The sequence below is a fragment of the Bacillus sp. FSL W8-0102 genome (genome assembly GCF_038007225.1).
Classification (GTDB): Bacteria; Bacillota; Bacilli; order Bacillales; family DSM-4216; genus Bacillus_O; species Bacillus_O smithii.
In genome coordinates this window covers 1,302,346-1,326,539 of sequence record NZ_JBBOWT010000001.1, presented here as the reverse complement: position 1 = coordinate 1,326,539, position 24,194 = coordinate 1,302,346, and the positions used below count along the sequence as shown (strand labels likewise).

Sequence of the window (24,194 nt, the reverse complement as noted above, 5' to 3'; positions counted from 1 at the left end):
TTACTCGCCTATCGCGATAAACAAAATGGAAATCGTAGCTTCGCAACCAAATTTTATGAGCCAATCCTAAGAAGGGAACTTTTAGCTCCCTTCTTCTATCAAATGACAAAATAAACAGCTATTCCTTATATTCAATTTTTTCTGTTATAACAAGTGGCCTGCAGGAATCTGCTATATTATGATCAGCGATAAAACGGTTGGATATAACAACAGGAAATTCAACCGTCAGGCATTTTGCATCGTTTTCATATATTCTTGTATGTCTTGAATGCCTTCTAGCGATTCCACCAGAATTTTAGGATCAATGATGGTCACTAAGCGTTTCTCCATGTTTGCCACTGCTGAAAAATAACGGGTTCCCTCGTAAGCCATTAGGCCGATCTGTTTTTGGAGTTCAATCGGAATGTCAATGATTTCTTTCGCCTCTTTTACTAATATTCCGAAAAGGAATGATTCTACTTGAAGAACAATCAGACGGCTTTCAGACAAATTTTCGATAAATTGAGAATATAGAACTTGCTCAAAATCAATGACCGGAATCAATTCACCACGATTTTTGACAATTCCCCTTAAATAAGCAGGCAAATGAGGAATGGGATTAATATGATCCAATTTTTCAATCGAAACGACATATTGAATCGGAACGGCATATTCTTCCTTGCCTGATTGAAAAACAACCATTTTTGTTTCTTCCATTTCTTATGCCCCCTTTTGAAAACGGTCGAAAAGAGAGCCGGAGAGCTCTCTTTTCAAAAGAAATTACGATGGATTCGCTACTTCTTCCACAATAGCCACTGTCATTTCTGCCAATTTCACTAGTTCTTCAATAGGCATTTTTTCATTCACTGTATGAATATCCTCATATCCTACAGCTAAATTGACAGTAGGAATCCCTAATCCGGCAATCACGTTCGCGTCGCTTCCGCCGCCGCTTTGCAGCAATTCAGAAGGTCGGCCCACTTTCGCCGCTGCTTTTTTCGCAATTTCCACCACTTTATCTCCTTCGCCAAATTTAAAACCAGGGTACATAACCTGCACATCAATTTCTGCCCGTCCTCCCATTTCTTGGGCGGCACTTTCAAAAGCTTCTTTCATTTTGGCTACTTGTTGTTCCATTTTTTCAGGAACTAACGATCTTGCTTCCGCCAAAATATCGACACGGTCACATACGATATTCGTTGCTTGCCCGCCTTCAAATCGGCCGATATTGGCAGTGGTTTCTTCGTCGATTCGTCCTAACGGCATTCTTGCGATAGCTTTTGAGGCGATCGTGATGGCGGAAACCCCTTTCTCAGGAGCCACACCTGCATGAGCCGTTTTTCCAAGAATCACCGCTTTGATTTTTGCTTGTGTTGGAGCTGCTACGACAATATTTCCCACTTTCCCATCGCTGTCGAGAGCATACCCATATTTCGCTTTAATAAGCGATGGATCAAGCTCTTTGGCTCCCACTAAGCCGGATTCTTCCCCCACTGTTATGATAAATTGAATCGTCCCATGAGAAATGTTCTGTTCTTTAATCATTCTGATTGCTTCAAACATGACCGCCAATCCGGCTTTATCATCAGCACCTAAAATCGTCGTTCCGTCCGTGACGACGTAACCGTCTTTAATGGAAGGTTTCACCCCTTTTCCGGGAACGACGGTATCCATATGTGAAGTAAAATAAATAGGATCCACGCCTTCTTTATTTCCCGGTAAAGTACAAATCAAGTTTCCGGCGCCATGCCCTGTTTTTTCTTTCGCATTATCTTCATAGACATCCAAGCCTAATTCTGTAAATTTTTGTTTTAAAACTTTAGAAATCTCGCTTTCGTTTTTGGTTTCCGAGTCAATTTGTACAAGTTCCAAAAATTCATTGACTAATCTTTCTTTATTCACCATAGCAAAAATTACCTCCAATTTATGTACTCACTATTCAGTATACTCCTTTGAAAAAAAGTCTACAAACGAAAGGTAGATTCTGATCATATGGCTTTATTTTTCGAATAATATCAATTTTCTTGAATTTTTAGGGTATGGCGGCATAAAAAGTCAATGGCAAAAGGGGCGACAACGTTCAAGTATTTTTTCATTCCAATATTCGATATAATTTTTAAAAACTCTTTTTTCAAAAAATCTTACCCATCCCTCTATAGGATCATGTTGATGACAACTGGAAAAATCGATAATATAAAGACAGCGGAATTGAAGGAGAGGAGATCATGAGAAATAAGAAATTCCAAAAAGTCGTTGTCTATATCATGTTATTGGCAATGATTGCCACAACAGTCCTCGCCGGGCTTACAATGTTTTTGTAAAAACGAAAAAAAGCAATCAGCTGGAAAGCCGATTGCTTTTCATTTTGGTTATTTTCCTAATGAATGGCACCGTACTGCCTGGCTATCTGGTCTAACGATTGTGTGGATGTGACCACCTTGATTTTCGTTCCAATGGGAACATTTTCATACAATCTTTCAATCGCCTGATTGTTCATACGAATGCAGCCGTTGGAAATATAGTGCCCGATGGAAGATGGATTATTAGTTCCGTGGACACCATAGATCCGGCCGCCGGTATTTTTGGCATTAAATCCGATCCACCTCGTTCCAAGCGGGTTATTTGGATGCCCGCCGGGAATATTTTTCTTCCGATAGAAAGGATTTTTCGCTTTGACCGTTACAGTGAACAGCCCTTCCGGTGTCAGTTCATTCGTTTTTCCAGTGGCCACTTTTTCCCTCATTTGCAGCTTGCCATGGTTATAAAATGCTAATTCATTTGTTTTTTTATTGATGACAATAAGAGGAGAGCCTTGTGCAAAGGTCGAATTCGGAAACAAAAAAGCGAATATGAATAGAATTAACCAAAGTTTTTTCAACTTGATCACCACTTTTCTTTCCCGCTTCACCGACCGTTAGATGCTTGAATGGAAAAACAGTCGGGAAACGGAAAATCAAATGTTGCTAAAACACCCCAGCGCAATCTTTGCTTGCCGGGATGGGTTTATTTAAGAGTATGTTGCGGATTTTTGGCTGTTTTTATTCGCCTTTCGTTTTAAACCCTTAAACGAACTTTTGATGATCAAGTATTGTTCCATTTCTCGGACAAATTGAAAAAGAGCCGCTCTTGTTTCAAATTCCTCCCTTGTTTTAGGCAACTCCATTCTTTCAAATTCCACCTTCAAATCGTATAGTTTTTTCAAATAAAAATGAGCTGTATTTCCAGGATGAATATTGTCTTTTAACTCTTCCAAAAAATCGGCAACCATGTGGGATTGTTTTGTTTGGTAGGAGACAAACGTTAAAATCGGCAACAATCGTTCGAGTATTTCAAATTGTTTTTCACGAATGACAAAATAGTGATAAAATAAGTTTTCTTCTCTTGTTGGATGATTTTCTGCATCTTTTAAAGCGAGTGATTTTGCTTCTTTCAACAGACGCGCCGTTTCCGTTATTTCTTTTCCATCCCAATCATTTTTATGACTGCGTAAATACGAAATCACTTCCTCAAAAATCCTCCGGAAGTTCTTTTCAATTTCTTCCTGGTAGCGATACAACGTTTCATCTGCACTGGGCATATAAAGGTTCATCAATAAAGCAATGCCGATGCCGACAACAATGAGGCACAGCTCATTCAACAACAAAGAAAGGGTGACATGACCGGCTGAATAAATGTGAAGAATAATGACACTGCTTGTAACAATGCCTTCTGTTACTTTTAACTTTACGGTTGTTGGAATAAAAAACAATAGCATGAGACCAATCACAACTGGATGAAAAGCAATTCCTTCAAAGAAACAAGCAGAAAAAATCATCGCCAGCACACAAGCGAAAAAACGCGTCCATGCTGCCTCAAATGATTTCACTTTCGTATTTTTGATACATAATATTGTAATGATCCCGGCAGAGACAAAATTATGCAAGTGAAGCCATTGCGAAATCATGATCGCCAATGTTGTACCTACCGCTGTTTTGATCGTTCGATAACCGATTCGAAACATATCCATAACCTCAAATCCATTATTTTCTCCTCTAGTATGCTCAACCCTTTCTTTGTTTTCAAGCAAGATCACACTTTGGACCGGATAATCAATAAAAAAGCTGGATCACAAGGAGCCTCAAAAAGCCTTTTCAAATGCAGAATAAAAAAATCTCCCATTTGAAAGGGCTGACCTTGTTGAGCCAGCATGAAAGTGGATCTATCGGACATGGATTTTTCTGTTCCATCCTTGGCACGTTTTTCGTTTAAACGTTGTGATCGCAGAACGAAATCGCTGCCATCTTACACTTCTTACACTTCGTCGCAATATTGATCAAAAGCCGCTTGCAATTTTTGAACAACATCCATAGGCTCATGTCCTTCAATCTCATGTCGTTCAACCATGGCAACCAGTTTCCCGTCTTTTAAAAGTGCAAAAGATGGAGAAGAAGGTGGATAGCCGGTAAAATAACTGCGAGCTTTCGCTGTTGCTTCTTTATCCTGTCCGGCAAAAACTGTAACAAGCTGATCCGGACGTTTATCGTAGTGGATCGCATAAGCGGCAGCAGGACGTGCAATTCCCCCGGCGCAGCCGCAAACCGAATTCACCATCACAAGAGTCGTGCCTTTCTTCTGCAACGCTTCATCCACTTCTTCCGGAGTTCTAAGTTCTCTATAACCAGCGTCGACAATTTCTTTACGAGACTGATTCACGACATCATTCATAAAAATGTTAAAATTCATGCTCATGGAACGTTCCTCCTTTCCGTATCATGTACCTATCATAAAGGAATTTACCTTAATTTTCAAATTTTTTATGGTACGATAAAAGGTTTATCCATCAAAAATTAGGGTAAAATCATGATACAACGAGATCCATACCCTAAACTCCCTAATCATCGGGGCGTCGATCTACGGCGCTCCTTTTTTAGCCGGCAAAGTTTTTTCTGATCTTCATTGGGCCAATGTGTAAGTCTTTGGCATCTTCTTTTCGAAAAAAGACGATCGTTTTTCCATTCATGAATATACGCATACAAATACCTGCTTATTTCATTATAGAAATCATTTCCTGCAAAGGACGAAAGTAACAACTTGAAATACGGATCACAGAAAAAGTTGTAGAACCATTTGTATTTCGATTAAAATAAAGAATTAGAAAAGTCCTTTTCCCTCGCTGATCCGATTAAAAGCGAAAGGTGAGAGAAAGGACGATGCCGGCGGAATCCCGGGTTTGATCAAATCTGTCAAAATCAACCTTCCGCCATGAACATTCAGCGACTGCTTTAGCGTAGCTGAAGTCTCATTGTATTCCAAAACGAAAGGTAAATTGTACAGGAGAGGATTTTATGAAAAAATTATTTTTGTTGCTTGCCATCTTTACATTGGGTTTCACCATGTCTGTGCAGGCTGACAGCATTACGGGCGAAACAACCGTTACTCTCGGAGCGGATTTAACCCCTCAGCAAAAAGAGCAAGTTTTAAATGAAATGGGCGTATCCGGTGATGTCAATACGATCACAGTTACGAACGCCGAAGAACATAAATATTTGGGAAACTATATTCCCAATTCGCAAATTGGTACGAAAGCCATTTCTTCCAGCAAAATTACCACTAAAGAAAGTGGATATGGCCTGAAAGTGCAAACCAATCATATCACGTGGGTATCGAAAGAAATGTACATGAACGCGTTGACAACGGCTGGTGTAAAAGACGCCGATATTTATATCACGGCACCTTTTGACGTATCCGGAACGGCTGCGCTTACCGGAATCATTAAAGCCTATGAATCCACAACAGGCAAACAAATTCCGGAAGCACAAAAGCAAGTGGCCAACCAAGAAATGGTGACAACCGCCAAACTAGCCGATGATATCGGGAAAAACGATGCCACACAATTAATCGAAAAAATCAAAGAAGAAATCGCTAAACAACATCCTCAAACAAAAGAAGATATTCAAGTGATCGTCAATAACGTTGCCAATGAATTAAATATTTCCTTGACACCGGATCAAAAGGATCAGCTTGTCTCTTTGTTTGACAAAATGAAAAACTTAAACATCAACTGGAATGCAGTCAATTCTCAAATTGAAAAAGCAAAAGAGAAATGGAATGAATTTAAAAATTCGGACGAAGGAAAAAGCTTCCTCCAATCGATCATCGACTTTTTGCAATCGATCGTTAACTCCATTGCAAGCCTTTTTAAATAATCTCTAAAAAGGCCGACCCATTATGAAAGGGCTGATTCCTCCTTATCGTGGATAGGAGGAACCAGCCCTGTTTTTTTGAGTCTGGCCTTTTACTTGATAGAAATCATTTTTTGATTAAAATCTTGAAAGATAAAGGTATTTGATTCGAGATAATGATCAATGAATCTGTGTATTCTCTTTGGAAATATTTTCGAGAATTTGTTTCACCCTTTGCAAAAAACGCCCGGCAATAAGCCCATCCAGTATTCGATGATCGATAGAGAGGCAAAGATTGACCATATCGCGAACCGCAATCATTCCGTTATCCATTACCATGAGTCTCTTGACGATCGATTCCACCTGCAAAATGGCGGCTTGCGGATAATTGATAATTCCCATGGATTGCACGGAACCAAAGGAACCTGTGTTATTAACGGTAAACGTGCCGCCTTCCACATCTTCTTGCTTTAAGCTGCCGTTACGGGCCTTCACAGCCAATTCATGAATCTCCCTTGCGATGCCCTTGATCGTTTTTTCATCTGCATGCTTTATGACAGGTACATACAGCGCATCATCCGTCGCTACAGCGATCGAAATGTTAATATCTTTTTTCTGAATGATTTTATCCCCTGCCCATATCGAATTCATTTGCGGATATTCTTTCAAGGCTTGAGCTGTTGCTTTTACAAAAAAGGCAAAATACGTTAAATTAAAACCTTCCCTCTCTTTAAATTCTTCTTTGATAGAATCGCGGTACTGAACAAGATTGGTAACGTCGACTTCCATCATGGTCCAAGCATGAGGGATTTCTTGTTTGCTTCGAACCATATGTTGGGCAATGGCTTTGCGCACTCCTGTCACCGGTATTTCCAAATCACCGTGAGCTCCGGACAAATGCAAGTGCTTTTTCACGTCGTTCTTTTCAGGATCATTCAATGGTCGTTCTTCCACAGCATCCGAATGAACAGTTGCAGGTGCTTCCCCAGAAGTTTTCGAATGATGATGCGATTCAATCCATTTCCATACATCTTTTCTGGTAATACGCCCCCCTTTTCCGGTGCCTGGAACTTTTGATAAATCAATCCCATACTCTTGTGAAAGCTTTAATACAGCCGGAGAGAAACGGGTCTTTGCCTCCGAAACCACCGCCTTCTGTTTCATTGTCATTCCGGCTGCCGGCACTTCTTGCTCTGTTGTTTCTTTCTGTGTCGAACGTTCTTCTTCTGTCTCAATGACACAGATCACTTTCCCCACTTCGAGCGTTTCACCTTCATCGGCAGCAAGTTCAACGACTGTGCCGGTAAAAGAAGAAGGGACTTCAGCGTTTACTTTATCGGTTAAAACTTCCGCAATCGGATCGTATTTTTTGACATGATCACCCGGTTTTACTAGCCACCGGCTAATGGTTCCTTCCGTCACACTTTCGCCTAGCTGCGGCATCGTCATTTTTTCCCGTGCCATCGTAACCACTCCTTGTATCTTCATTGCTCCTTAAACCATGCGACTCACTCAAAATAGACGTGTAATAGACTCCAAAAAGATAAGATTTGCATTATGTCGGCCCTTCCGAAAAAGGGTTCTAAAGAAAGTGCGGTTAAAACTCAGCTAAATCTCTTATGGCGTTTTCCACTTTTTCAGGAGTTACCATAAAGAATTTTTCCATGGTAGGGGCATAAGGCATTGCCGGAATATCAGGTCCTGCGAGCCGCTTAATAGGAGCGTCAAGATCAAATAAACAATGCTCTGCAATGATGGCCGATACTTCACTCATGATGCTTCCTTCTTTCGTATCTTCTGTAACAAGCAGCACTTTTCCTGTTTTTTTGGCTGCTTCTATAATCGCTTCTTTATCAAGAGGATAAACAGTTCGTAAATCCAATATATACGTTTCGATTCCATCCTTCGCGAGTCTTTCTGCGGCCTGAAGAGCGAAATGAACACATAAACCGTACGTTATAACGGTCACATCATCTCCTTCTCGTTTTACATCCGCTTTTCCGATTGGAAGCACATAATCCTCTTCAGGCACTTCTCCTTTGATCAGCCGATAGGCCCGCTTATGTTCAAAAAATAAAACGGGATCATCGTCGCGAACAGCCGCTTTCAACAGACCTTTCACATCATAAGGAGTGGAAGGCATCACAATTTTTAAACCCGGCTGGTTGGCAAAAACGGCTTCCATCGATTGAGAATGGTAAAGAGCGCCATGAACTCCTCCACCGTATGGAGCTCTTATCACAAGCGGACAATTCCAATCATTGTTCGAGCGATAGCGAATCTTAGCCGCTTCCGAAATAATTTGGTTGACAGCGGGCAAAATAAAATCAGCAAATTGCATTTCGGCAATGGGCCGCATCCCATAAAGGGCCGCTCCAATTCCTACACCGGCTATCGCCGATTCAGCCAACGGGGTATCGATTACTCGTTCTCCCCCAAATTGTTCAAATAATCCTTGGGTCGCTTTGAATACTCCGCCCTTTTTGCCGACATCTTCTCCAAGCACGAATACACGAGGATCTCGTTCCATCTCCTCGCGTATCGCCATGGTCACAGCCTCAATATAGGAAATGACAGGCATGTTGAATCCCCCTTACAATGATTCCTTATAGACATATTTCAGTGCGTCTTCCGGCAAAGCATATGGTGCTTGCTCCGCATACTCCGTTGCTTCATTCACGATCTCCATTACTTCGTTATGGATTTCCTTTTCAAGCTGGTCATCCATGACACCTGCTTCTTTTAAATAAGCGCCAAAAACGATAATCGGATCTTTTGTTTTCGCTTCCGCCACCTCATCCGGAGAACGATAGCTGCGGTCATCGTCATCTGAAGAATGCGGCGTCAACCGATAGGTCAATGCTTCAATTAAGGTCGGACCTTCTCCTTTGCGGGCACGGTCCGCAGCTTCTTTTACCACCTTGTAAACTTCGAGCGGATCCATGCCGTTCACCGTATAGCCCGGCATTCCATAACCGACGGCTCGATCGGACACTCTTTCGCAGGCAAGCTGTTTTTCTAGCGGAACAGAAATCGCATATTGATTATTTTCGCACATAAAAATAACTGGAAGCTTATGAACGCCCGCAAAATTAGCCGCTTCATGAAAGTCGCCTTGATTGGATGAACCTTCGCCGAACGTTGCTAACGCTACTAAATCTTTTTTCTCCATTTTTCCCGCCAGTGCAATGCCGACTGCATGAGGCACTTGCGTGGTGACCGGAGAGGATCCGGTGACAATGTGCAGCTTCTTTTGGCTGAAATGCCCCGGCATTTGTCGGCCCCCTGAATTTGGATCTTCCGCTTTCGCAAAACCCGAAAGCATTAAATCTTTCGCCGTCATTCCAAAGGACAGTACAATCCCTACACCTCTGTAATAAGGGAGTACATAATCTTTTTTTGCATCAAGCGCAAAGGCTGCTCCCACTTGGGCTGCTTCATGTCCTTGGCAAGAAACGACAAACGGAATCTTTCCTGAACGATTCAGAAGCCACATACGTTCATCTATCTTACGAGCCATAAGCATCGTTTTATACATCTCTAAAACTCTATCGTCGCTAAGGCCCAATTCCTTATGTCGGTTTTGAACCATTTGAAACCCTCCATTCCTTCTCTTCATCACAGATGTATCGCCTTTCCATCAACGGAAAAGGCTGCCTCTCCCAACGCTTCACTCAAAGTCGGATGCGGATGAATGGCATGAGCCACTTCCCAAGAAGCAGCATCTAAAAAGCGCGCCAATCCGGCTTCGGATATCATATCGGTCACATGCGGTCCAATCATATGAACTCCTAATACGTCATCCGTGTCCCGATCGACAATCAACTTGACAAATCCATCGGACTGTCCGTAAACAAGCGCTTTTCCAACAGCTCGGAACGGAAATTTTCCAATTTTCAAATTCAGTCCTTTTTCCTTTGCTTCTTGTTCCGTCCAGCCAACACTGGCGATTTCAGGGGATGAATAAATGCATTTCGGAACAAGCGAATAGTCAAGCGGTTCAGGATTCAAGCCTGCAATATGCTCGACTGCAATCATTCCTTCACGGGAAGCCACGTGAGCCAATTGCAATCCTCCAATGACGTCCCCAATCGCATAAATATGGCGTTCTTTTGTTTGAAAATAATCGTTGACTTGAATGACCCCCTGATTCACTTGAATATCGGTGTTTTCCAAACCGATATCTTCAATATTCGCTTGACGGCCAACGCAAACCAGAATTTTTTCAGCTGAATACGCCAGTCGTTCCCCGTTTACTTCTACTTGGACCGTAGCCGTTGTCTTTTCTTTTTGAACCGTATCCGTGAGAATTTTGGCATTTGTTACAATTTGGATTCCTTTTTTCTTCAGCCTTATTTCCAATTCTCTTGAAATATCGTGATCTTCAGATGGAAGAAGACGGTTGGCATATTCGATGATCGTGACATCCGATCCAAAGTCCTTTAGCATCGAGGCCCATTCTATCCCAATCGCCCCTCCACCAACAATCAAAACGGAGGACGGAACATTGGATAACTCCAATGCTTCGTTGGAAGACAAAATAAAGTCCCCATCGATTTCCAAACCATTCAACGTCTTTGGCCGTGAACCAGTAGCGATGATGACATGTTTAGGAATCAAAATCTCGTTTTCATTCCCATTGTTCATTTCAACGGAAATCGTCCCGGCAACCGGAGCAAAAATGGAAGGGCCTAAAATCCGTCCGACCCCATGATACAGATCAATTTTTCCTTTTTTCATTAACTGTTGAACACCACGATGCAGCTGATCCACAATCCGTTGCTTTCGTATTTGTACTTTTTGAAAATCGAGTTTAATTTCTTTGGCAAGTATGCCATATTCTTCACCGTTTTTTGTTTGCGCAAAAACTTCCGCGCTTCTCAAAAGGGATTTGCTTGGAATACATCCTTTATGAAGGCAAGTGCCTCCAAGTTTTTCTTTTTCGACAACCGCGGTCTTCAATCCAAGTTGGGAAGCCCGTATGGCTGCTACGTATCCACCCGTCCCTCCTCCTAAAATCACGATGTCATATTCTTTTGCCATCAGGAAATCCTCCTTATCAAAACCAAATTGGCCGCTGATTCACGTTCTATAGAAAGGATCGATTTTTTCCGTTATGGATTATGGTTGTTACAAATTCTGCCCATATGGCTGCCTTTTTAAATCTCTTAGCGACGGCGATTGAGTATATGTTTGCTGTTGGTTAAAAATTGGCTCCGAGAATGGCGGATTTTTTCAATTCTTTCTTCTGCCATACGGTCGGCCGCAATATAAGTCGGAATCCCGTCTCTTTTAGAAATTTCGAATACCTTTTCAATGTTTTGATAAATTTGTTCTACTTTTTTTAATGCGCGTTCGCGGTTGTAGCCGTAAAGTTCATCGGCAACATTGATTACTCCACCGGCATTAATCACATAATCCGGAGCATAAACAATGCCCATTTCATATAACATATCCCCGTGTTTCGCCTCTTTTAGTTGATTATTGGCAGAACCAGCGATGACTTTCGCTTTCAATTGCGGAATGGTTTCATCGTTCAGAATGGCACCAAGGGCGCAAGGTGAAAAGATGTCCGCTTCTACAGAATAGATGTCATTTGGATCAACCGCTTCCGCCCCAAACTCTTGAACAATGCGTTGAACCGGTTCTTTATGAATATCCGTTACAATCAAACGCGCCCGTTCTTCATGAAGATATTTGCATAAATGATAAGCAACATTTCCTGCTCCTTGCACCGCTATGGTTAATCCCTCTAATGAGTCTGATCCAAATGCTTCTTTTGCCGCTGCCTTCATTCCGACATAACAGCCGTACGCTGTAACGGGAGAGGGGTTTCCTGAAGACCCGAAAGCAGGTGAAATGCCGGTGACAAAATCGGTCTCTTCGTGAATGATATCCATATCCGCTACCGTTGTGCCGACATCTTCCGCGGTAATGTAACGCCCGTTTAAACCTTGAATAAATCGTCCGAGCGCACGAAACATTTCTTCATTTTTATCTTTATGAGGATCGCCAATAATGACGGTTTTTCCTCCGCCCAAATTCAATCCTGCTGCTGCATTTTTATATGTCATGCCTCTTGCCAATCGAAGGGCGTCTTCGATTGCCGCTTCTTCCGATTCATAAGTCCACATTCTCGTTCCGCCGAGGGCAGGTCCCAACGTCGTGTCATGTATGGCAATAATAGCTTTTAGACCTGAATTTTGATCTTGGCAAAACAATAGCTGCTCATAATCGTATTTTTCCATATAGCGAAATATTTCCATTCTCTATTCCTCCCTCATGATACTGAATCCATTATAAACTAAAGGACAAAAACATACTACTTGTCGTCTTTGTCGTCCCTACATGGGAATGCAGGATTTCCTGACTATCATTCCATTGCTCGTATGCGCATAAACAATAGTGATCGAGAATAAGATCCGACAAAGGATATCGTACGAATCACCGAAATCGTAGCATCGCTCATGGTTAATTCCATTTTTTACTGTCTGAATGAGCGCAAAAAAGAAAGACGATTCCTAACTTTCTTCATTCATTGTCATGCAAAATGGATGCCAATAAGAAAAAATCGTTTTTCCAGTCGTCCTTTCCCCTTGATTTTGCCGTTTCTTGCAAAAGTGTCATCATTTGCATGCAAATTATTGCAGTTTGTACTTTGCAATTTTGTAATACAAATTACGAATGGAAATTCCTAACCTTTTCGCAGCTTCGGTTTTGTTTCCTCCCGTCTGCATAAGCGTTTCTTGAATAATGTTTTTTTCATATTCATCCATCAAAGAAGATAGGGTTGTCCCTTTTTTTAAGCCATGAATCGGGGATTCAAGAGGATATTCTTTTGGCTGGGATTGCAAAAAGAATAAATGATCGACATCCATCATCGTCTCATGATAATTCATAAAAATCACAGCTCTTCCCAATACGTTTTCTAGTTCTCTTACATTCCCTGGCCAGTCATAATCCATTAACTTTTTCATTGCTTCCGAAGAAATTCTTTCCACATTTCGTCCGTAATCCTGGTTGATTTTTGCCAGCAAGTATCGGCAAAGCAATGGAATATCCGTCTTCCTTCGGCGCAAAGGAGGGATTTGAATGGGCATTCGATTTAAACGATAATATAAATCTTCCCTGAATGTTCCTTCCGCAATGCCTTTTTCTAAAGAAACGTTTGTTGCGGCAATCACCCGAACATTAATGGGAATAGGTTTTGTGCCGCCTACACGAACAATTTCCTGTTCTTGAAGAACTCTTAATAATTTGGCTTGTGTATTCGGGCTCAATTCTCCAACTTCATCCAGAAAAATGCTGCCGTTATTTGCTTCTTCAAACAGTCCAATCTTGCCCCCTCTTTTCGCACCGGAAAAAGCCCCTTCTTCGTAACCAAATAATTCACTTTCCAACAACGTATCCGATATCGCAGCGCAATTCACGCGGACAAATTTATTGTAGCGGCGATCACTGGCATTATGTATAGCGTGAGCAAACAATTCCTTTCCTGTGCCCGACTCCCCTCTTAATAGTACGGTAGCAGGGGTATTCGCACCTAGCTTGGCCTGTTCAATCGCGAATTTGATTTCTTCTGATTCACCCACTATGTCTTCAAACGTATATTTCGCTTCCAACGTACGAATAATTTGTCTAGCCCGATTCAATTCTTGAGTCAACGCCTGTATTTCTGAAACATCATGGATCACACCGACGCTTCCTTTCAGTGTGCCATTGACAATAATAGGCGCTACATTCACCACCACTTCTTTCCGTTTCGGACCAACCTTCATTTTCACTCCTCGAACCGGTTTACGTTTCTCCAATACCTCCATATGGACGCTTTCCCCTTCGGATATGTCCGCATTGGCCGGTTTTCCGATCACCTGTTCTTCCGTTAAACCCGTGATTCTTGTGTAGGCAGGATTGATTAAAATGCCTCTTCCTTTTTCATCCACTACGGAAATGGCATCGTCGCTTGAATGGATAATCGCTTCGAGCATGGTTTGAACTTCTTTTAAATTGGTGATCTCTTCGGCGAGGTTCAGTACTTCCGTAATATCCCGAAAGACGGCGAACGCTCCCATCATATTTTGATTTTCGTCCATCATCGGTATTCGCGTCGTAATAATTTTCAAGCCGTTCGCCAATACTTGTTCTTGATTGACTTCCGCTTTTTTTGTCCTTAATATACGAGGAAGCCGGCTTGTGGGGATGATTTGCCGTACGGGAGTGCCTATCGCTTGTTCTTTTTTGATTCCGATGATTCGTTCCGCGCTTTTATTATAGAGAATAATTTTTTCGCGAAGATCAATTCCGACCATTCCTTCATCTGTGGAATCAAAAATGACATTATGCTTATTTTGTTCATTTTTCAGCTGGAGAATGAGCGATTCTTTTTCTTGCAACAGACGAGCCATCATATGGGCGATATTGCCGGGAATCAAGACCGTTTGCTTTCCGCACACTTCTTTCATCTCTTGAAATACCTTTTCATCCCCTGTCACTTCGACAGCCATTCCGATTTCATCTGTTAAAAGCAGCTTCCAATCGGATTCTGTCCGTATCCCCATCTTTCTGGCCAATTTCATGCCCGGAGCATTCTCATGGATATCGACAATGGCCGCTATTTGAAACAGCGCTGTTTCCTGAAGAAATTTTAAGATCGTCATTCCGCCTCTTCCTGCACCGACAATTAACACCTTTTGCAATGTCGCTTCACCACGCTTTGAGAGTTTTTTCATCTTTTACATTTTAATGGAAAATATCCGCTTGACAATTTTGAAAAGTTGGATACTATTTGGTCATACGGAAAAAAAGGGGAGAAAGTCATGGCTCGTATTTTTGCGCTATTAATATTGGTCATCCCCGCGCTTCTCGCGGGTCTGGGAATAAAGTGGATGAGAGATACGGTATTCGGTATTCTACACCCGCCCTTTCTTTCTTTATGGCTGCAATTTCTTATCGGCTTTTTACTGTTTGGAGCCGGGCTTTCGTTTGTAGGGGGTTTTGTTTTTTACCGCGACCGCAAAAGAAACAAAGTACAAAAAAGATTCCAAAAAAGATAAAAAGAATGGATTCATGAATGACCATCTTGCTCTTCGTGTTCGCAAAATGGATTTTGCTTGAAAAGATTGTCCACAAACAAGATTAGCGGCTTCAAGGGAATGTTTCCCTCGAAGCCGTTTCATTTAACTGATCTAATCCATTTCCATTGAGTACATAAAATATCCACATTGTCGTTCTTTTTATGATGAAAACGATTGGCCATCACTTTGCCGCAGCCGGAGTGCTTTCTTCGGTTCGTCCGTGATAATGGCGTCACACCCCATCGCGAAAAGGCGTTTCATGTCTTTCTCAAGGTTAACGGTATAAGGACGTACTTTAATTCCATTTTGACGGGACATTTGAACGATTTCTTCCGTTAATGTCTGATAATGGGGATGAATGGCTCTTGCATGTAATCCTTTCGCATAGACCCACGGTAAATAAATCCCGTAGGAATACAAAAGGGCCGTTTCCACATCGGGCGCCAGCCGATAACAATGAACGATCGAGTAATGATTAAAAGAAGAAAGAATCACTCGTTTTTCAAATCCATAGCGGCGGATGAATGCAATGACTTTTTCCTCTAAATGGAATTGCTGAAATTCGTGGCTTTTTATTTCTACATTGCAAATCAAATGATTTCCGGCCAACCAGTCAAACACTTCTTTTAACGTTGGAATTCGCACTTTTTCGTTCTGTTTTTTAAAAATATAGTGTGCGTTCAATTGCTGCAGTTCGCTCAACGTGTAATCTTTTACATACCCTTTTCCATTGGTGGTACGATCCACCTTTTCATCATGAATAACCACTACTTCGCCGTCTTTTGTCAATTGCACATCTAATTCGATTCCATCAGCACCGCATTTTTCCGCTTCTTGAAAAGCCGACATCGTATTTTCCGGCTCAATGCTGGAAAACCCTCTATGGGCAAATATGAGAGTCACGAACCACTCATCCCCTTTATCCATTTTTCCTTTGAAACAAAAAAGAACATTCTTTCAGAGGCTTACCATTTGACCAAAAAAGAATGTTCATACATAAAAATGAAAGAAGTCTTTAACGCCGAGTAAAAATGGATCAGACATTGCCACGATCGTTAAAATGATCGTCCAAACGATATTTAAGAAGCTTTATGCTCCAATCTCAGCTTATCGGCTACCATCGCGATAAACTCACTGTTCGTAGGTTTTGCTTTCGACATGCTCACCGTATAACCAAATAAAGAAGAAATGGATTCAATATTTCCACGGCTCCAAGCAACTTCGATGGCATGACGGATCGCCCGCTCCACTCGGCTTGCGGTCGTATTGTATTTCTTAGCGATATCCGGATACAGGATTTTGGTAATGGATCCCAACAGTTCAATGTCATTGTACACCATTGCGATAGCTTCGCGCAAATATAAATAGCCCTTAATATGAGCCGGCACACCAATTTCATGAATAATGCTCGTAATGCTTGCATCTAAATTTTTCGGCTTTTGCTCGGAGGCCATTCGGGAAAAATGAGTGGATTTTTTTAGAATCGATGGTGCTGCTCCGCTTACTTGACGAATATGGCTGATCAAATTCTCCATATCAAAAGGCTTTAAAATAAAATAAGAAGCTCCTAATTCAACAGCTTTTTTCGTCACATCTTCTTGTCCAAAAGCTGTTAGCATAATGACATTCGGCGTTTTCTCCAAAGGATTCTCCCTGATACTTTCCAGTACAGCCAATCCATCAAAATGAGGCATGATAATATCCAATATTAACACATCGGGAGCCGTTCTTGGGAGCATTTCCAAGCAATCATGTCCATTGTAAGCAACCCCCGCTACTTCCATATCTTCTTGAGAAGAAATAGCGTCTACCAACAAATTCACCAATTCGCGATTATCGTCAACAACAGCCACTTTTATTTTTTTCACTACAGGTTTCCTCCTCAATCCTGATTTCTCTCTTTTATATTTCTCATTATATTCATTCTCTGAATTATTTTTTCGACAAATCCAAAAAAAATCCTTTAAGTTTTCAAATTTTTAATGAAGATTTTAGCAGTTTTCGTTTTCGGAAAGAAAAAACCAGGTGGATTGCTCCATCTGGTTTTTAACTTGCTGCTTTTTTATTTTTATTTCCGTAAATATCGATCCCCGCTTCATGCAACATCCATTCAATGTGAACGCCATAGCCGGAAGTTGGATCGTTGACAAAAACATGGGTTACGGCACCCACAATTTTTCCATCTTGTATAATGGGGCTCCCGCTCATCCCTTGAACAATTCCGCCTGTTTTATCGAGTAGTCTCGGGTCGGTTATTTTGATCACCATTCCTTTGGTAGCGGGATATTTTTGCGGAATCGTGCTGACAATTTCAATATCATAAGACTCCACTTTTTCACCATTTAAAACCGTCAATATTTTAGCCGGTCCTTCTTTTACTTGATAAGATAAAGCCACTGGCATCGGCTTGTTTAATACTCCATTCGAGATATTTTGATTTAATTTGCCGAAAATGCCAAATGAGCTGTTTTTGCGAATATCGCCGATCGTTTGGCGATCTTCTGAAAACTGGGCTAACTTTTCTCCAGGATCGCCATGACGTCCTTTTTCAATAGAAGTCACGGTCGATCGTACAATATTGCCATCATGAACAAGGATCGGTTTTTTTGTATCCATATCGGAAATGACATGACCCAAAGCGCCATATTTTTTTGTTTTTGGATCATAAAAGGTCATCGTACCGATTCCTGCTGCTGAATCTCGGATATAAAGCCCCAGTTTGTAGGTATTTTCGTTTTTGTCTTTTAGTGGAAGAAGTTTTGTTTTGATTTTTTGGTTATCTCTTATCACTATGACTTCCAGCGGCTTTTTTTCAATGCCGGCATGCTTTATTAATCGAGAAATATCGTTTAATTTTTCTACGGGGTGACCATTGATTTCCGTTATAATGTCACCGACTCGAATGCCGGCTTCCTCACCAGGTGATTTTTTCCCAGATGCAGAATCTACCAAGTGATGACCTACGACGAGGACGCCTAGCGAATTTAATTTTACCCCTATCGATTGGCCGCCGGGTATGATTTTAATGTTTTTGACTACTCGTATATCCACTTTTTTCATTGGAAATCCTGCATATTCCAGCAATACTTCTTCTTTTCCTATATCCTTTCCTTTTATAGAAAACGCACTTTTTCGATTATGAACATCAACATGGTCCTTTGAAGAAGCAAATGCACTCACTGCTTGAGATTTGCCGAAAGAAATTTGTTCTTCTTCTGGCAAAGATATCGATTTTGGTATGGACATGTATTTTTCAACAGGCTGACACACCAAAGCCATGATCAAAGAAACAAGGAGAATTCCACCAATTATTTTCCTTAGACGATCCAAACTCATCTTTTCACTCTCCTCGCTTCTTATTAGGCTACACTTTTAATTTGACCTTTCCGGAATGGATTTATAACTGTGTAAACAGCAAAAAGCTATCCAATTTAGGATAGCTTTTCAAACTTGTTTAATGGATTTGGCCAAGTCAAGCAGTTCCTTTGCATGCTGCTTCGTCAAAGTGGTCATTTCTACTCCCGAAATCATCCGGCCGATCTCTTTTACTTTTTCTTCATATTCCAACGGTTTGACAGACGTTCTAGTCCGTCCTTTGTCGGTCTCTTTGGAAATATATAAATGAGTGTCCGCCATGGCCGCGACCTGCGGCAGATGAGAAATGCACAGAACTTGGGATTGAACAGATACTTGATAAATTTTTTCGCCGATCGCCTGTGCGACGCGGCCGCTAACCCCTGTATCCACTTCATCAAATATGATGGAAGTAACCCCTTGGTGGCTGGAGAAAATCGTTTTCAACGCCAGCATAATCCGCGACAATTCTCCTCCAGAAGCCACTTTTGCTAAAGGTTTCAAGGGTTCGCCAGGATTGGTTGAAATATAAAATTCCACTTGATCGATCCCGTCTTTATGGAATGTGTCTTCTTCCACAGGTAGGAATCGAATTTCAAATACAGTCTTGTCCATATAAAGCTGTTTTAATTCGTGGTGAATCGCTTCAGTCAGTGTTTCTGCCCATTTTTTGCGCAAATTGCTCAAGTTTTTCGCTTCCAATAACAGATCTTGTTTGATGGACGCTAATTTTTTTTCCAAATCCTCGAGCCTGGTTTCTTTATGGGTTAAAGTTTCGATCTCTTCTTCTATTTTGGCCCCGTACTCTAAAATCTCTTCAATGCTTTGTCCGTATTTTCTTTTCAGAAGATTGATTTCATTCAATCGGGCTTCAATTTCATTTAATCTGTTAGGATCAAATTCGATCGTATCCATTTCTCCGCTGATTTGCCTTGCAGCGTCTTCCAGCATATAATAAGCGTTTGACACATTTTTATAAACGGGTTCGTATTCACTATCCAGTTCAGCAGCTGTCTCTAAATAGCTCATGACAAGGCCGACCCAATCGAGTCCTTTTCCTTCCCCTTGCAGGCCATCGTAGCTTGTCGTAATGGCTTCATATAACTTTTCATAATTGGAAAGTTTTCGTTTTTCATTCAGCAGCTTTTCATCTTCATTCAGCTGCAAGTCAGCGCTTTGAATTTCATTCAGTTGGAATTGAATGAGATCGAGTCGATGAGCCATCTCTTGTTCATTCTCGCTTAATTGGCTAATTCTTTGTTTCGTTTTTACGTATTGCTCATACAGCTCTTGATAGCTCATCTTGGCTTTCTCCAATTCTTTGCCTGCAAATTCGTCCAGCAATTGCAAATGGAGAGCGGGATTTAACAGTTCTTGATGCTCATGCTGACCATGAATATCGACGAGGGAGGCGCCAATCTCCCTCAAAATGGATATCGTGACCAGCTTCCCATTAATTCGGCAGACACTTTTTCCAGAAGTCGAAATCTCCCGGCGAAGGACAATCATTCCATCTTCAATGTCAATTCCCAATTCCTCTGCTTTTTGATAACAAGGATGATCGGGATTATCCAGCAAAAACAACCCTTCAATTTCTGCCTTTTTTTCTCCGTGCCGGACAAACTCAGCAGAACCTCTTCCGCCTATCAACAGCGAAATAGCATCAATAATAATCGATTTACCGGCCCCTGTTTCACCGGTTAAAACCGTCAATCCTTTATCGAGGGAGAGGGAAAGTTCATCGATAATGGCAAAATTGTGGATGGATAGTTCTTGCAGCAATTACATCCCTCCAAACCTGTTATTACAGCATTTCCAGAAATCGTTTTTTCAGCAATTCTGTATGTTCCGGTTCTCTGCAAATAATTAAGCAAGTGTCGTCGCCGCAGATGGTTCCCAAAATTTCTTCCCAATCTAAATTATCAAGCAGAGCTCCTACAGCATGAGCATTGCCGGGGAGCGTTTTCAACACCACGAAATGCCCTGCGGAATCAATGCTGACAAAAGCGTCAAGCAAAGCTCTTTTCAATTTTTGCAACGGATTAAAACGCTGATCAGCCGGAAGACTGTATTTGTATCTGCCATCCGGCAATGGCACTTTGACAAGGTGCAATTCTTTTATATCTCTGGAAACAGTCGCCTGTGTAACATTAAATCCTGCTTTTCGCAAATATTCAACAAGCTCGTCTTGAGTCTCAATATCATGATGTGCAATAAATTCGCGAATTTTAATATGGCGTTGTCCTTTATTCATGTATAACACCCCATAAACTTTGTATAAACATGCTTGTTTATACATTTATCATATATTAAATAAACGAGGAAGTATAGTCATAGTTCTTCGCCCGGGCATCCGGGTCTGCCGCGTTCTTTTCAAAAGCCGATGCCGAGAATCTGTATTGTAGTATCTCCTATTGTGTCTCCTATTGTGTAAAACAAATATGCGAAAACAAAAAGAAAAACGGCCTACCATTAAAGAGCCGCCATTACATTGAAAAGGAGACCCGGCCGCCTCCCGGAAGCAAGGCAATTCCGTCCGTCTCCTGTTTTTAAGATGGATCTTTTGATTTTTTGAACTGCTCATGAGCTTCTTTTACGATCGATTCAATCGAAAAAGGATATTTTTGATCCTCCTGCTCGATCGATCGGCTCTCTCCCGGCCAAAAAAGATGGAGCAAAAATTCAATATTTCCGTCTCCTCCTGTAATGGGAGAGTACGATAAATTTTTGACTATATATCCTTCTTTGGCAGCAAAATCGATTGTTTGTTCGATTACTTCTTGATGAACGCGAGGATCACGAACGATTCCTTTTTTTCCTACTTGTTCCCTTCCCGCTTCAAACTGCGGTTTAATTAAGGCAATGCAATCACTGGAAGGCACCAGCACTTTTTTCAACACCGGAAAAATCAATCGCAATGAGATAAATGAAACATCAATGGTAGCAAAATTAGGCAAGCCTTTTGTAAAATTTTCCGGCTGTACATAGCGAAAATTAGTACGTTCCATGACCACTACGCGTTCATCTTTTCTCAATTTCCATGCTAATTGATTATATCCGACATCCAATGCATACGACATTTTTGCTCCGTTTTGAAGAGCACAATCCGTAAATCCTCCAGTAGAAGCTCCGATATCCAATAAAATTTTTCCTTTTATATCCACATCAAATTCTTTTAATGCTTTTTCTAGCTTTAAACCCCCACGGCTAACATATGGCAACGGATTTCCCTTTATTTCTAAAGGAATGTCCTCCGGAACCTTGTCTCCCGGTTTTTCAAGCCTAGTCTCGTTGGAGAAAACGGTTCCCGCCATGATTGCTCTTTTTGCTTTTTCTCTTGTCTCTATTAATCCTCTTTCCACAAGTAGCACATCTAGTCGCTGTTTTTTTACTTTCATAATCAAGCCCTTTTCTTTTTTTCTGGAATGATGGAATGAAGAATCTTCACTGCATGTTCAAAAGTAAGATCCATTTCTTCCAGCAACTTGTTGACACTGCCATGTTCAATAAAACGGTCCGGTATTCCCATGCGTTCAATGACGGTATGGTGGAAACCACGGTCGTGGGCAAATTCCATCACCGCGCTTCCAAATCCCCCTTGAAGAACCGCTTCTTCGATCGTGAGAATAGGGATGTTTTCCTTTAAAATCGAGAGCAGCATCTCTTCATCAAGCGGCTTAATAAAGCGGGCATTGACCACTTTGACAGACTGCCCCTGCTTCTCCAATTCTTTCGCTGCCTCCAATGCCATAGGAATGGTTGTGCCAAAAGTAAGAATAGCCGCATCTTTGCCCTCTTTCAACACTTCCCATGTTCCAATCGGAATGGCTGTAAATTCCTCGTCCATTGGTACGCCTAGCCCGTTTCCGCGGGGGAATCTCATCGCAATGGGGCCATCATCATATTGCAACGCGGTATACACCATGTTTTGGCCTTCATTTTCGTCCTTTGGCATCATTAAAACAAGATTAGGCAAGCTCCTTAAAAAGGCAATATCAAAGACGCCTTGATGCGTTTCCCCGTCTGCGCCCACAAGTCCGGCGCGGTCAATACCAATGAACACATTCAAATTAGGACGGCATATATCATGAACTACCTGGTCATATGCTCTTTGCAAAAAGGTGGAATATATAGCTAAATAAGGTTTCATGCCTTGTGTAGCCAAACCGGCGGCCATCGTGGCTGCATGCTGCTCTGCAATTCCAACATCAAACATCCGATCCGGGAATTCTTCGGCAAACCCAAGCAATTTCGATCCGACCGGCATCGCCGGAGTAATCGCCACAATTCGTTTGTCCGTTCTGGCCAATTTTCGGACGGTTTCACTGACCACTGCACTCCAAGCCGGAGGAGCATCTACCGGTTTGATGATATCCCCAGTTTCAATCTTATATGGTCCGGTTCCATGCCATGTTCCTTTTCTGTCCGACTCGGCAGGCTGGTACCCTTTCCCTTTTTTCGTAATGACGTGAAGAAGCACAGGTCCCTTTGTTTTTTTGGCATACTGAATATTTTCAATCAATTCATGAAAATCGTGGCCGTTAATCGGCCCGAAATATTTGAATCCGAGTTCTTCAAAAAAAACGCCATTGACAACCAAATATTTCAAGCTGTCTTTTAACCTCTCAGCCGTTTGGGCAATCTTTCCGCCTACAGCCGGGATTTTTTTCAATAATTGTTCTAATTCGTCCTTCACTCGATTATATTTCCCCGCTGTTCGCAATCTGCCCAACATACTGTGAAGAGCGCCTACATTTGGAGCGATCGACATTTCATTGTCATTTAAGACGACGATCATGTCTTTTTTTTCGTGACCAATATGATTCAGCGCCTCTAATGCCATTCCTCCTGTTAACGCTCCGTCTCCAATAACGGGTACAATATAAGACGATTCATTTTTTAAATCTCTGGCAATGGCCATTCCCATCGCTGCAGATAACGAAGTGGAGCTATGGCCCGTTTCCCAAACATCATGTTCACTTTCAGAATGCTTTGGAAAACCAGAGAGGCCTTTATATTGGCGAAGCGTATCAAATTGATCGGCGCGTCCCGTCAAAATTTTATGGACATAAGACTGGTGGCCGACGTCCCATAGAATTTTGTCCTGTGGACTTTGAAAACAACGATGGAGCGCAATGGTTAACTCCACTACCCCGAGATTGGGTCCGATATGCCCGCCTGTTTTAGAAAGTTTTTCGATCAGGAATTGACGTATATCAGCACTTAATGCTTCTAAGTCTTGTATGCTTAAATTTCGTAAAAAAGAAGGGTCTTTTATTGATAATAGATCCAAGAGGATCACTCGCTTTCATTCTGTTCAGATTTCAATGATTCTGCTTAAACAGGCATTAAGACCGTTTCCTAAACATTGGAAGAAGCCATTTGTTTAGGAGCACTTGCCTCAAAAACTCAATGCAATAAATCTCAATACATCGAACGGAAAGCACAAGGACGTTGGGCAAAAACGCTCACACCTTTATGACAGCAGCTCTTTTCTTCGACCGCTTAAACGTCCGCATCATCCCGATATTCAAATCGGGCTTTTCAGCTGCCGTCTTTTCCTAAAACTTCCGTCCACTAAGCCTTATCCGCTTTTTTGCGTATGAGAAACTTCATTTTTCGGCAG

21 protein-coding genes are annotated in these 24,194 nt (G+C 41.6%); 3 read left to right on the top strand and 18 right to left on the bottom strand.

Annotation, left to right across the window (positions count from 1 at the left end; all coding sequences use genetic code 11):
* Positions 1-225: 225 nt before the first annotated feature.
* Together N1I87_RS06440 and N1I87_RS06435 are read right to left on the bottom strand one after the other, a co-directional pair.
* A complete protein-coding gene (locus N1I87_RS06440; RefSeq protein ID WP_341096839.1) occupies positions 226-696 on the bottom strand; it encodes a chemotaxis protein CheW in 471 nt (156 codons plus the stop codon).
* A 63-nt stretch (positions 697-759) separates the two neighbouring features.
* The gene (locus N1I87_RS06435) at positions 760-1,884 is read right to left on the bottom strand and encodes a tripeptidase T (protein ID WP_003355266.1); all 1,125 of its coding nucleotides are present in this window, start codon (positions 1,882-1,884) and stop codon (positions 760-762) included.
* A gap of 320 nt (positions 1,885-2,204) precedes the next feature.
* Here N1I87_RS06435 and prli42 point away from each other — a divergent pair, with 320 nt between their 5' ends.
* Complete coding sequence (gene prli42 / locus N1I87_RS06430) at positions 2,205-2,300, top strand: stressosome-associated protein Prli42 (RefSeq protein WP_003355267.1); 96 nt, start codon at positions 2,205-2,207, stop codon at positions 2,298-2,300.
* A 56-nt stretch (positions 2,301-2,356) separates the two neighbouring features.
* Here the strand turns inward: prli42 and N1I87_RS06425 are convergent, their stop codons facing one another.
* The 3 genes from N1I87_RS06425 to N1I87_RS06415 all read right to left on the bottom strand — a co-directional run bounded on the left by N1I87_RS06425 (position 2,357) and on the right by N1I87_RS06415 (position 4,707).
* Complete coding sequence (locus N1I87_RS06425) at positions 2,357-2,857, bottom strand: L,D-transpeptidase (protein ID WP_371836614.1); 501 nt, start codon at positions 2,855-2,857, stop codon at positions 2,357-2,359.
* A gap of 129 nt (positions 2,858-2,986) precedes the next feature.
* Positions 2,987-3,979 (bottom strand): aromatic acid exporter family protein, encoded by a 993-nt coding sequence (locus N1I87_RS06420; protein WP_341097371.1) that lies wholly within the window; start codon positions 3,977-3,979, stop codon positions 2,987-2,989.
* A gap of 290 nt (positions 3,980-4,269) precedes the next feature.
* Positions 4,270-4,707 carry a BrxA/BrxB family bacilliredoxin gene (locus tag N1I87_RS06415; RefSeq protein WP_003355270.1) on the bottom strand — a complete coding sequence of 146 codons (438 nt, stop codon included), beginning with the start codon at positions 4,705-4,707 and terminating at the stop codon, positions 4,270-4,272.
* Positions 4,708-5,303: 596 nt separating this feature from the next.
* On the opposite strand from N1I87_RS06415, the gene N1I87_RS06410 reads away from it, so the two are divergent.
* Positions 5,304-6,164 (top strand): DUF1002 domain-containing protein, encoded by an 861-nt coding sequence (locus N1I87_RS06410; RefSeq protein ID WP_048623650.1) that lies wholly within the window; start codon positions 5,304-5,306, stop codon positions 6,162-6,164.
* Between the two features lie 156 nt (positions 6,165-6,320).
* On the opposite strand, the gene N1I87_RS06405 is transcribed toward N1I87_RS06410, so the two are convergent.
* The 6 genes from N1I87_RS06405 to N1I87_RS06380 form a co-directional block, all read right to left on the bottom strand.
* Positions 6,321-7,604, bottom strand: coding sequence for a dihydrolipoamide acetyltransferase family protein (locus N1I87_RS06405; protein ID WP_341101081.1), 1,284 nt, complete (start codon positions 7,602-7,604; stop codon positions 6,321-6,323).
* Positions 7,605-7,737: 133 nt separating this feature from the next.
* A complete protein-coding gene (locus N1I87_RS06400) occupies positions 7,738-8,721 on the bottom strand; it encodes an alpha-ketoacid dehydrogenase subunit beta (protein WP_003355273.1) in 984 nt (327 codons plus the stop codon).
* A gap of 12 nt (positions 8,722-8,733) precedes the next feature.
* Complete coding sequence (locus tag N1I87_RS06395) at positions 8,734-9,732, bottom strand: thiamine pyrophosphate-dependent dehydrogenase E1 component subunit alpha (protein ID WP_003355275.1); 999 nt, start codon at positions 9,730-9,732, stop codon at positions 8,734-8,736.
* Positions 9,733-9,758: 26 nt separating this feature from the next.
* Positions 9,759-11,183: a dihydrolipoyl dehydrogenase gene (lpdA, locus tag N1I87_RS06390; protein WP_341101079.1), complete on the bottom strand. Its 1,425-nt coding sequence runs from the start codon at positions 11,181-11,183 to the stop codon at positions 9,759-9,761.
* A gap of 125 nt (positions 11,184-11,308) precedes the next feature.
* On the bottom strand, positions 11,309-12,406 hold the full coding sequence (gene bcd / locus N1I87_RS06385) for a branched-chain amino acid dehydrogenase (RefSeq protein WP_270583153.1): 1,098 nt from the start codon (positions 12,404-12,406) through the stop codon (positions 11,309-11,311).
* A gap of 375 nt (positions 12,407-12,781) precedes the next feature.
* A complete protein-coding gene (locus N1I87_RS06380) occupies positions 12,782-14,836 on the bottom strand; it encodes a sigma 54-interacting transcriptional regulator (RefSeq protein WP_341101078.1) in 2,055 nt (684 codons plus the stop codon).
* Between the two features lie 120 nt (positions 14,837-14,956).
* Between N1I87_RS06380 and N1I87_RS06375 the strand changes: the two genes are divergently transcribed.
* Positions 14,957-15,193 (top strand): DUF2627 domain-containing protein, encoded by a 237-nt coding sequence (locus N1I87_RS06375; protein ID WP_003355280.1) that lies wholly within the window; start codon positions 14,957-14,959, stop codon positions 15,191-15,193.
* A gap of 180 nt (positions 15,194-15,373) precedes the next feature.
* Here the strand turns inward: N1I87_RS06375 and N1I87_RS06370 are convergent, their stop codons facing one another.
* From N1I87_RS06370 to dxs, 7 genes are all read right to left on the bottom strand, one after another.
* The gene (locus tag N1I87_RS06370; RefSeq protein ID WP_341101077.1) at positions 15,374-16,117 is read right to left on the bottom strand and encodes a glycerophosphodiester phosphodiesterase; all 744 of its coding nucleotides are present in this window, start codon (positions 16,115-16,117) and stop codon (positions 15,374-15,376) included.
* A 176-nt stretch (positions 16,118-16,293) separates the two neighbouring features.
* Positions 16,294-17,082, bottom strand: coding sequence for a sporulation transcription factor Spo0A (gene spo0A, locus N1I87_RS06365; RefSeq protein WP_270583233.1), 789 nt, complete (start codon positions 17,080-17,082; stop codon positions 16,294-16,296).
* Positions 17,083-17,260: 178 nt separating this feature from the next.
* Positions 17,261-18,550 carry a SpoIVB peptidase gene (spoIVB, locus tag N1I87_RS06360; RefSeq protein WP_341101075.1) on the bottom strand — a complete coding sequence of 430 codons (1,290 nt, stop codon included), beginning with the start codon at positions 18,548-18,550 and terminating at the stop codon, positions 17,261-17,263.
* Positions 18,551-18,658: 108 nt separating this feature from the next.
* Complete coding sequence (gene recN, locus N1I87_RS06355; protein WP_341029937.1) at positions 18,659-20,350, bottom strand: DNA repair protein RecN; 1,692 nt, start codon at positions 20,348-20,350, stop codon at positions 18,659-18,661.
* Positions 20,351-20,372: 22 nt separating this feature from the next.
* Positions 20,373-20,822, bottom strand: a complete 450-nt coding sequence (gene ahrC, locus N1I87_RS06350) for a transcriptional regulator AhrC/ArgR (protein ID WP_040341761.1) — start codon at positions 20,820-20,822, stop codon at positions 20,373-20,375.
* Between the two features lie 295 nt (positions 20,823-21,117).
* Positions 21,118-21,966: a TlyA family RNA methyltransferase gene (locus tag N1I87_RS06345; protein WP_003355287.1), complete on the bottom strand. Its 849-nt coding sequence runs from the start codon at positions 21,964-21,966 to the stop codon at positions 21,118-21,120.
* A gap of 2 nt (positions 21,967-21,968) precedes the next feature.
* Positions 21,969-23,861, bottom strand: coding sequence for a 1-deoxy-D-xylulose-5-phosphate synthase (gene dxs, locus N1I87_RS06340; protein WP_341101073.1), 1,893 nt, complete (start codon positions 23,859-23,861; stop codon positions 21,969-21,971).
* Positions 23,862-24,194 lie beyond the last annotated feature (333 nt).

Bases quoted from the DNA above. Each gene is read 5' to 3' on its own strand.
- prli42 (WP_003355267.1), top strand. From the start codon at position 2,205: ATGAGAAATAAGAAATTCCAAAAAGTCGTTGTCTATATCATGTTATTG.
- N1I87_RS06415 (WP_003355270.1), bottom strand. From the start codon at position 4,707: ATGAGCATGAATTTTAACATTTTTATGAATGATGTCGTGAATCAGTCT.
- N1I87_RS06400 (WP_003355273.1), bottom strand. From the start codon at position 8,721: ATGCCTGTCATTTCCTATATTGAGGCTGTGACCATGGCGATACGCGAG.
- N1I87_RS06410 (WP_048623650.1), top strand. From the start codon at position 5,304: ATGAAAAAATTATTTTTGTTGCTTGCCATCTTTACATTGGGTTTCACC.
- N1I87_RS06440 (WP_341096839.1), bottom strand. From the start codon at position 696: ATGGAAGAAACAAAAATGGTTGTTTTTCAATCAGGCAAGGAAGAATAT.
- N1I87_RS06375 (WP_003355280.1), top strand. From the start codon at position 14,957: ATGGCTCGTATTTTTGCGCTATTAATATTGGTCATCCCCGCGCTTCTC.
- bcd (WP_270583153.1), bottom strand. From the start codon at position 12,406: ATGGAAATATTTCGCTATATGGAAAAATACGATTATGAGCAGCTATTG.
- lpdA (WP_341101079.1), bottom strand. From the start codon at position 11,183: ATGGCAAAAGAATATGACATCGTGATTTTAGGAGGAGGGACGGGTGGA.
- N1I87_RS06435 (WP_003355266.1), bottom strand. From the start codon at position 1,884: ATGGTGAATAAAGAAAGATTAGTCAATGAATTTTTGGAACTTGTACAA.
- N1I87_RS06345 (WP_003355287.1), bottom strand. From the start codon at position 21,966: ATGAAAGTAAAAAAACAGCGACTAGATGTGCTACTTGTGGAAAGAGGA.
- N1I87_RS06420 (WP_341097371.1), bottom strand. From the start codon at position 3,979: ATGTTTCGAATCGGTTATCGAACGATCAAAACAGCGGTAGGTACAACA.
- ahrC (WP_040341761.1), bottom strand. From the start codon at position 20,822: ATGAATAAAGGACAACGCCATATTAAAATTCGCGAATTTATTGCACAT.
- N1I87_RS06395 (WP_003355275.1), bottom strand. From the start codon at position 9,732: ATGGTTCAAAACCGACATAAGGAATTGGGCCTTAGCGACGATAGAGTT.
- N1I87_RS06405 (WP_341101081.1), bottom strand. From the start codon at position 7,604: ATGGCACGGGAAAAAATGACGATGCCGCAGCTAGGCGAAAGTGTGACG.
- spoIVB (WP_341101075.1), bottom strand. From the start codon at position 18,550: ATGAGTTTGGATCGTCTAAGGAAAATAATTGGTGGAATTCTCCTTGTT.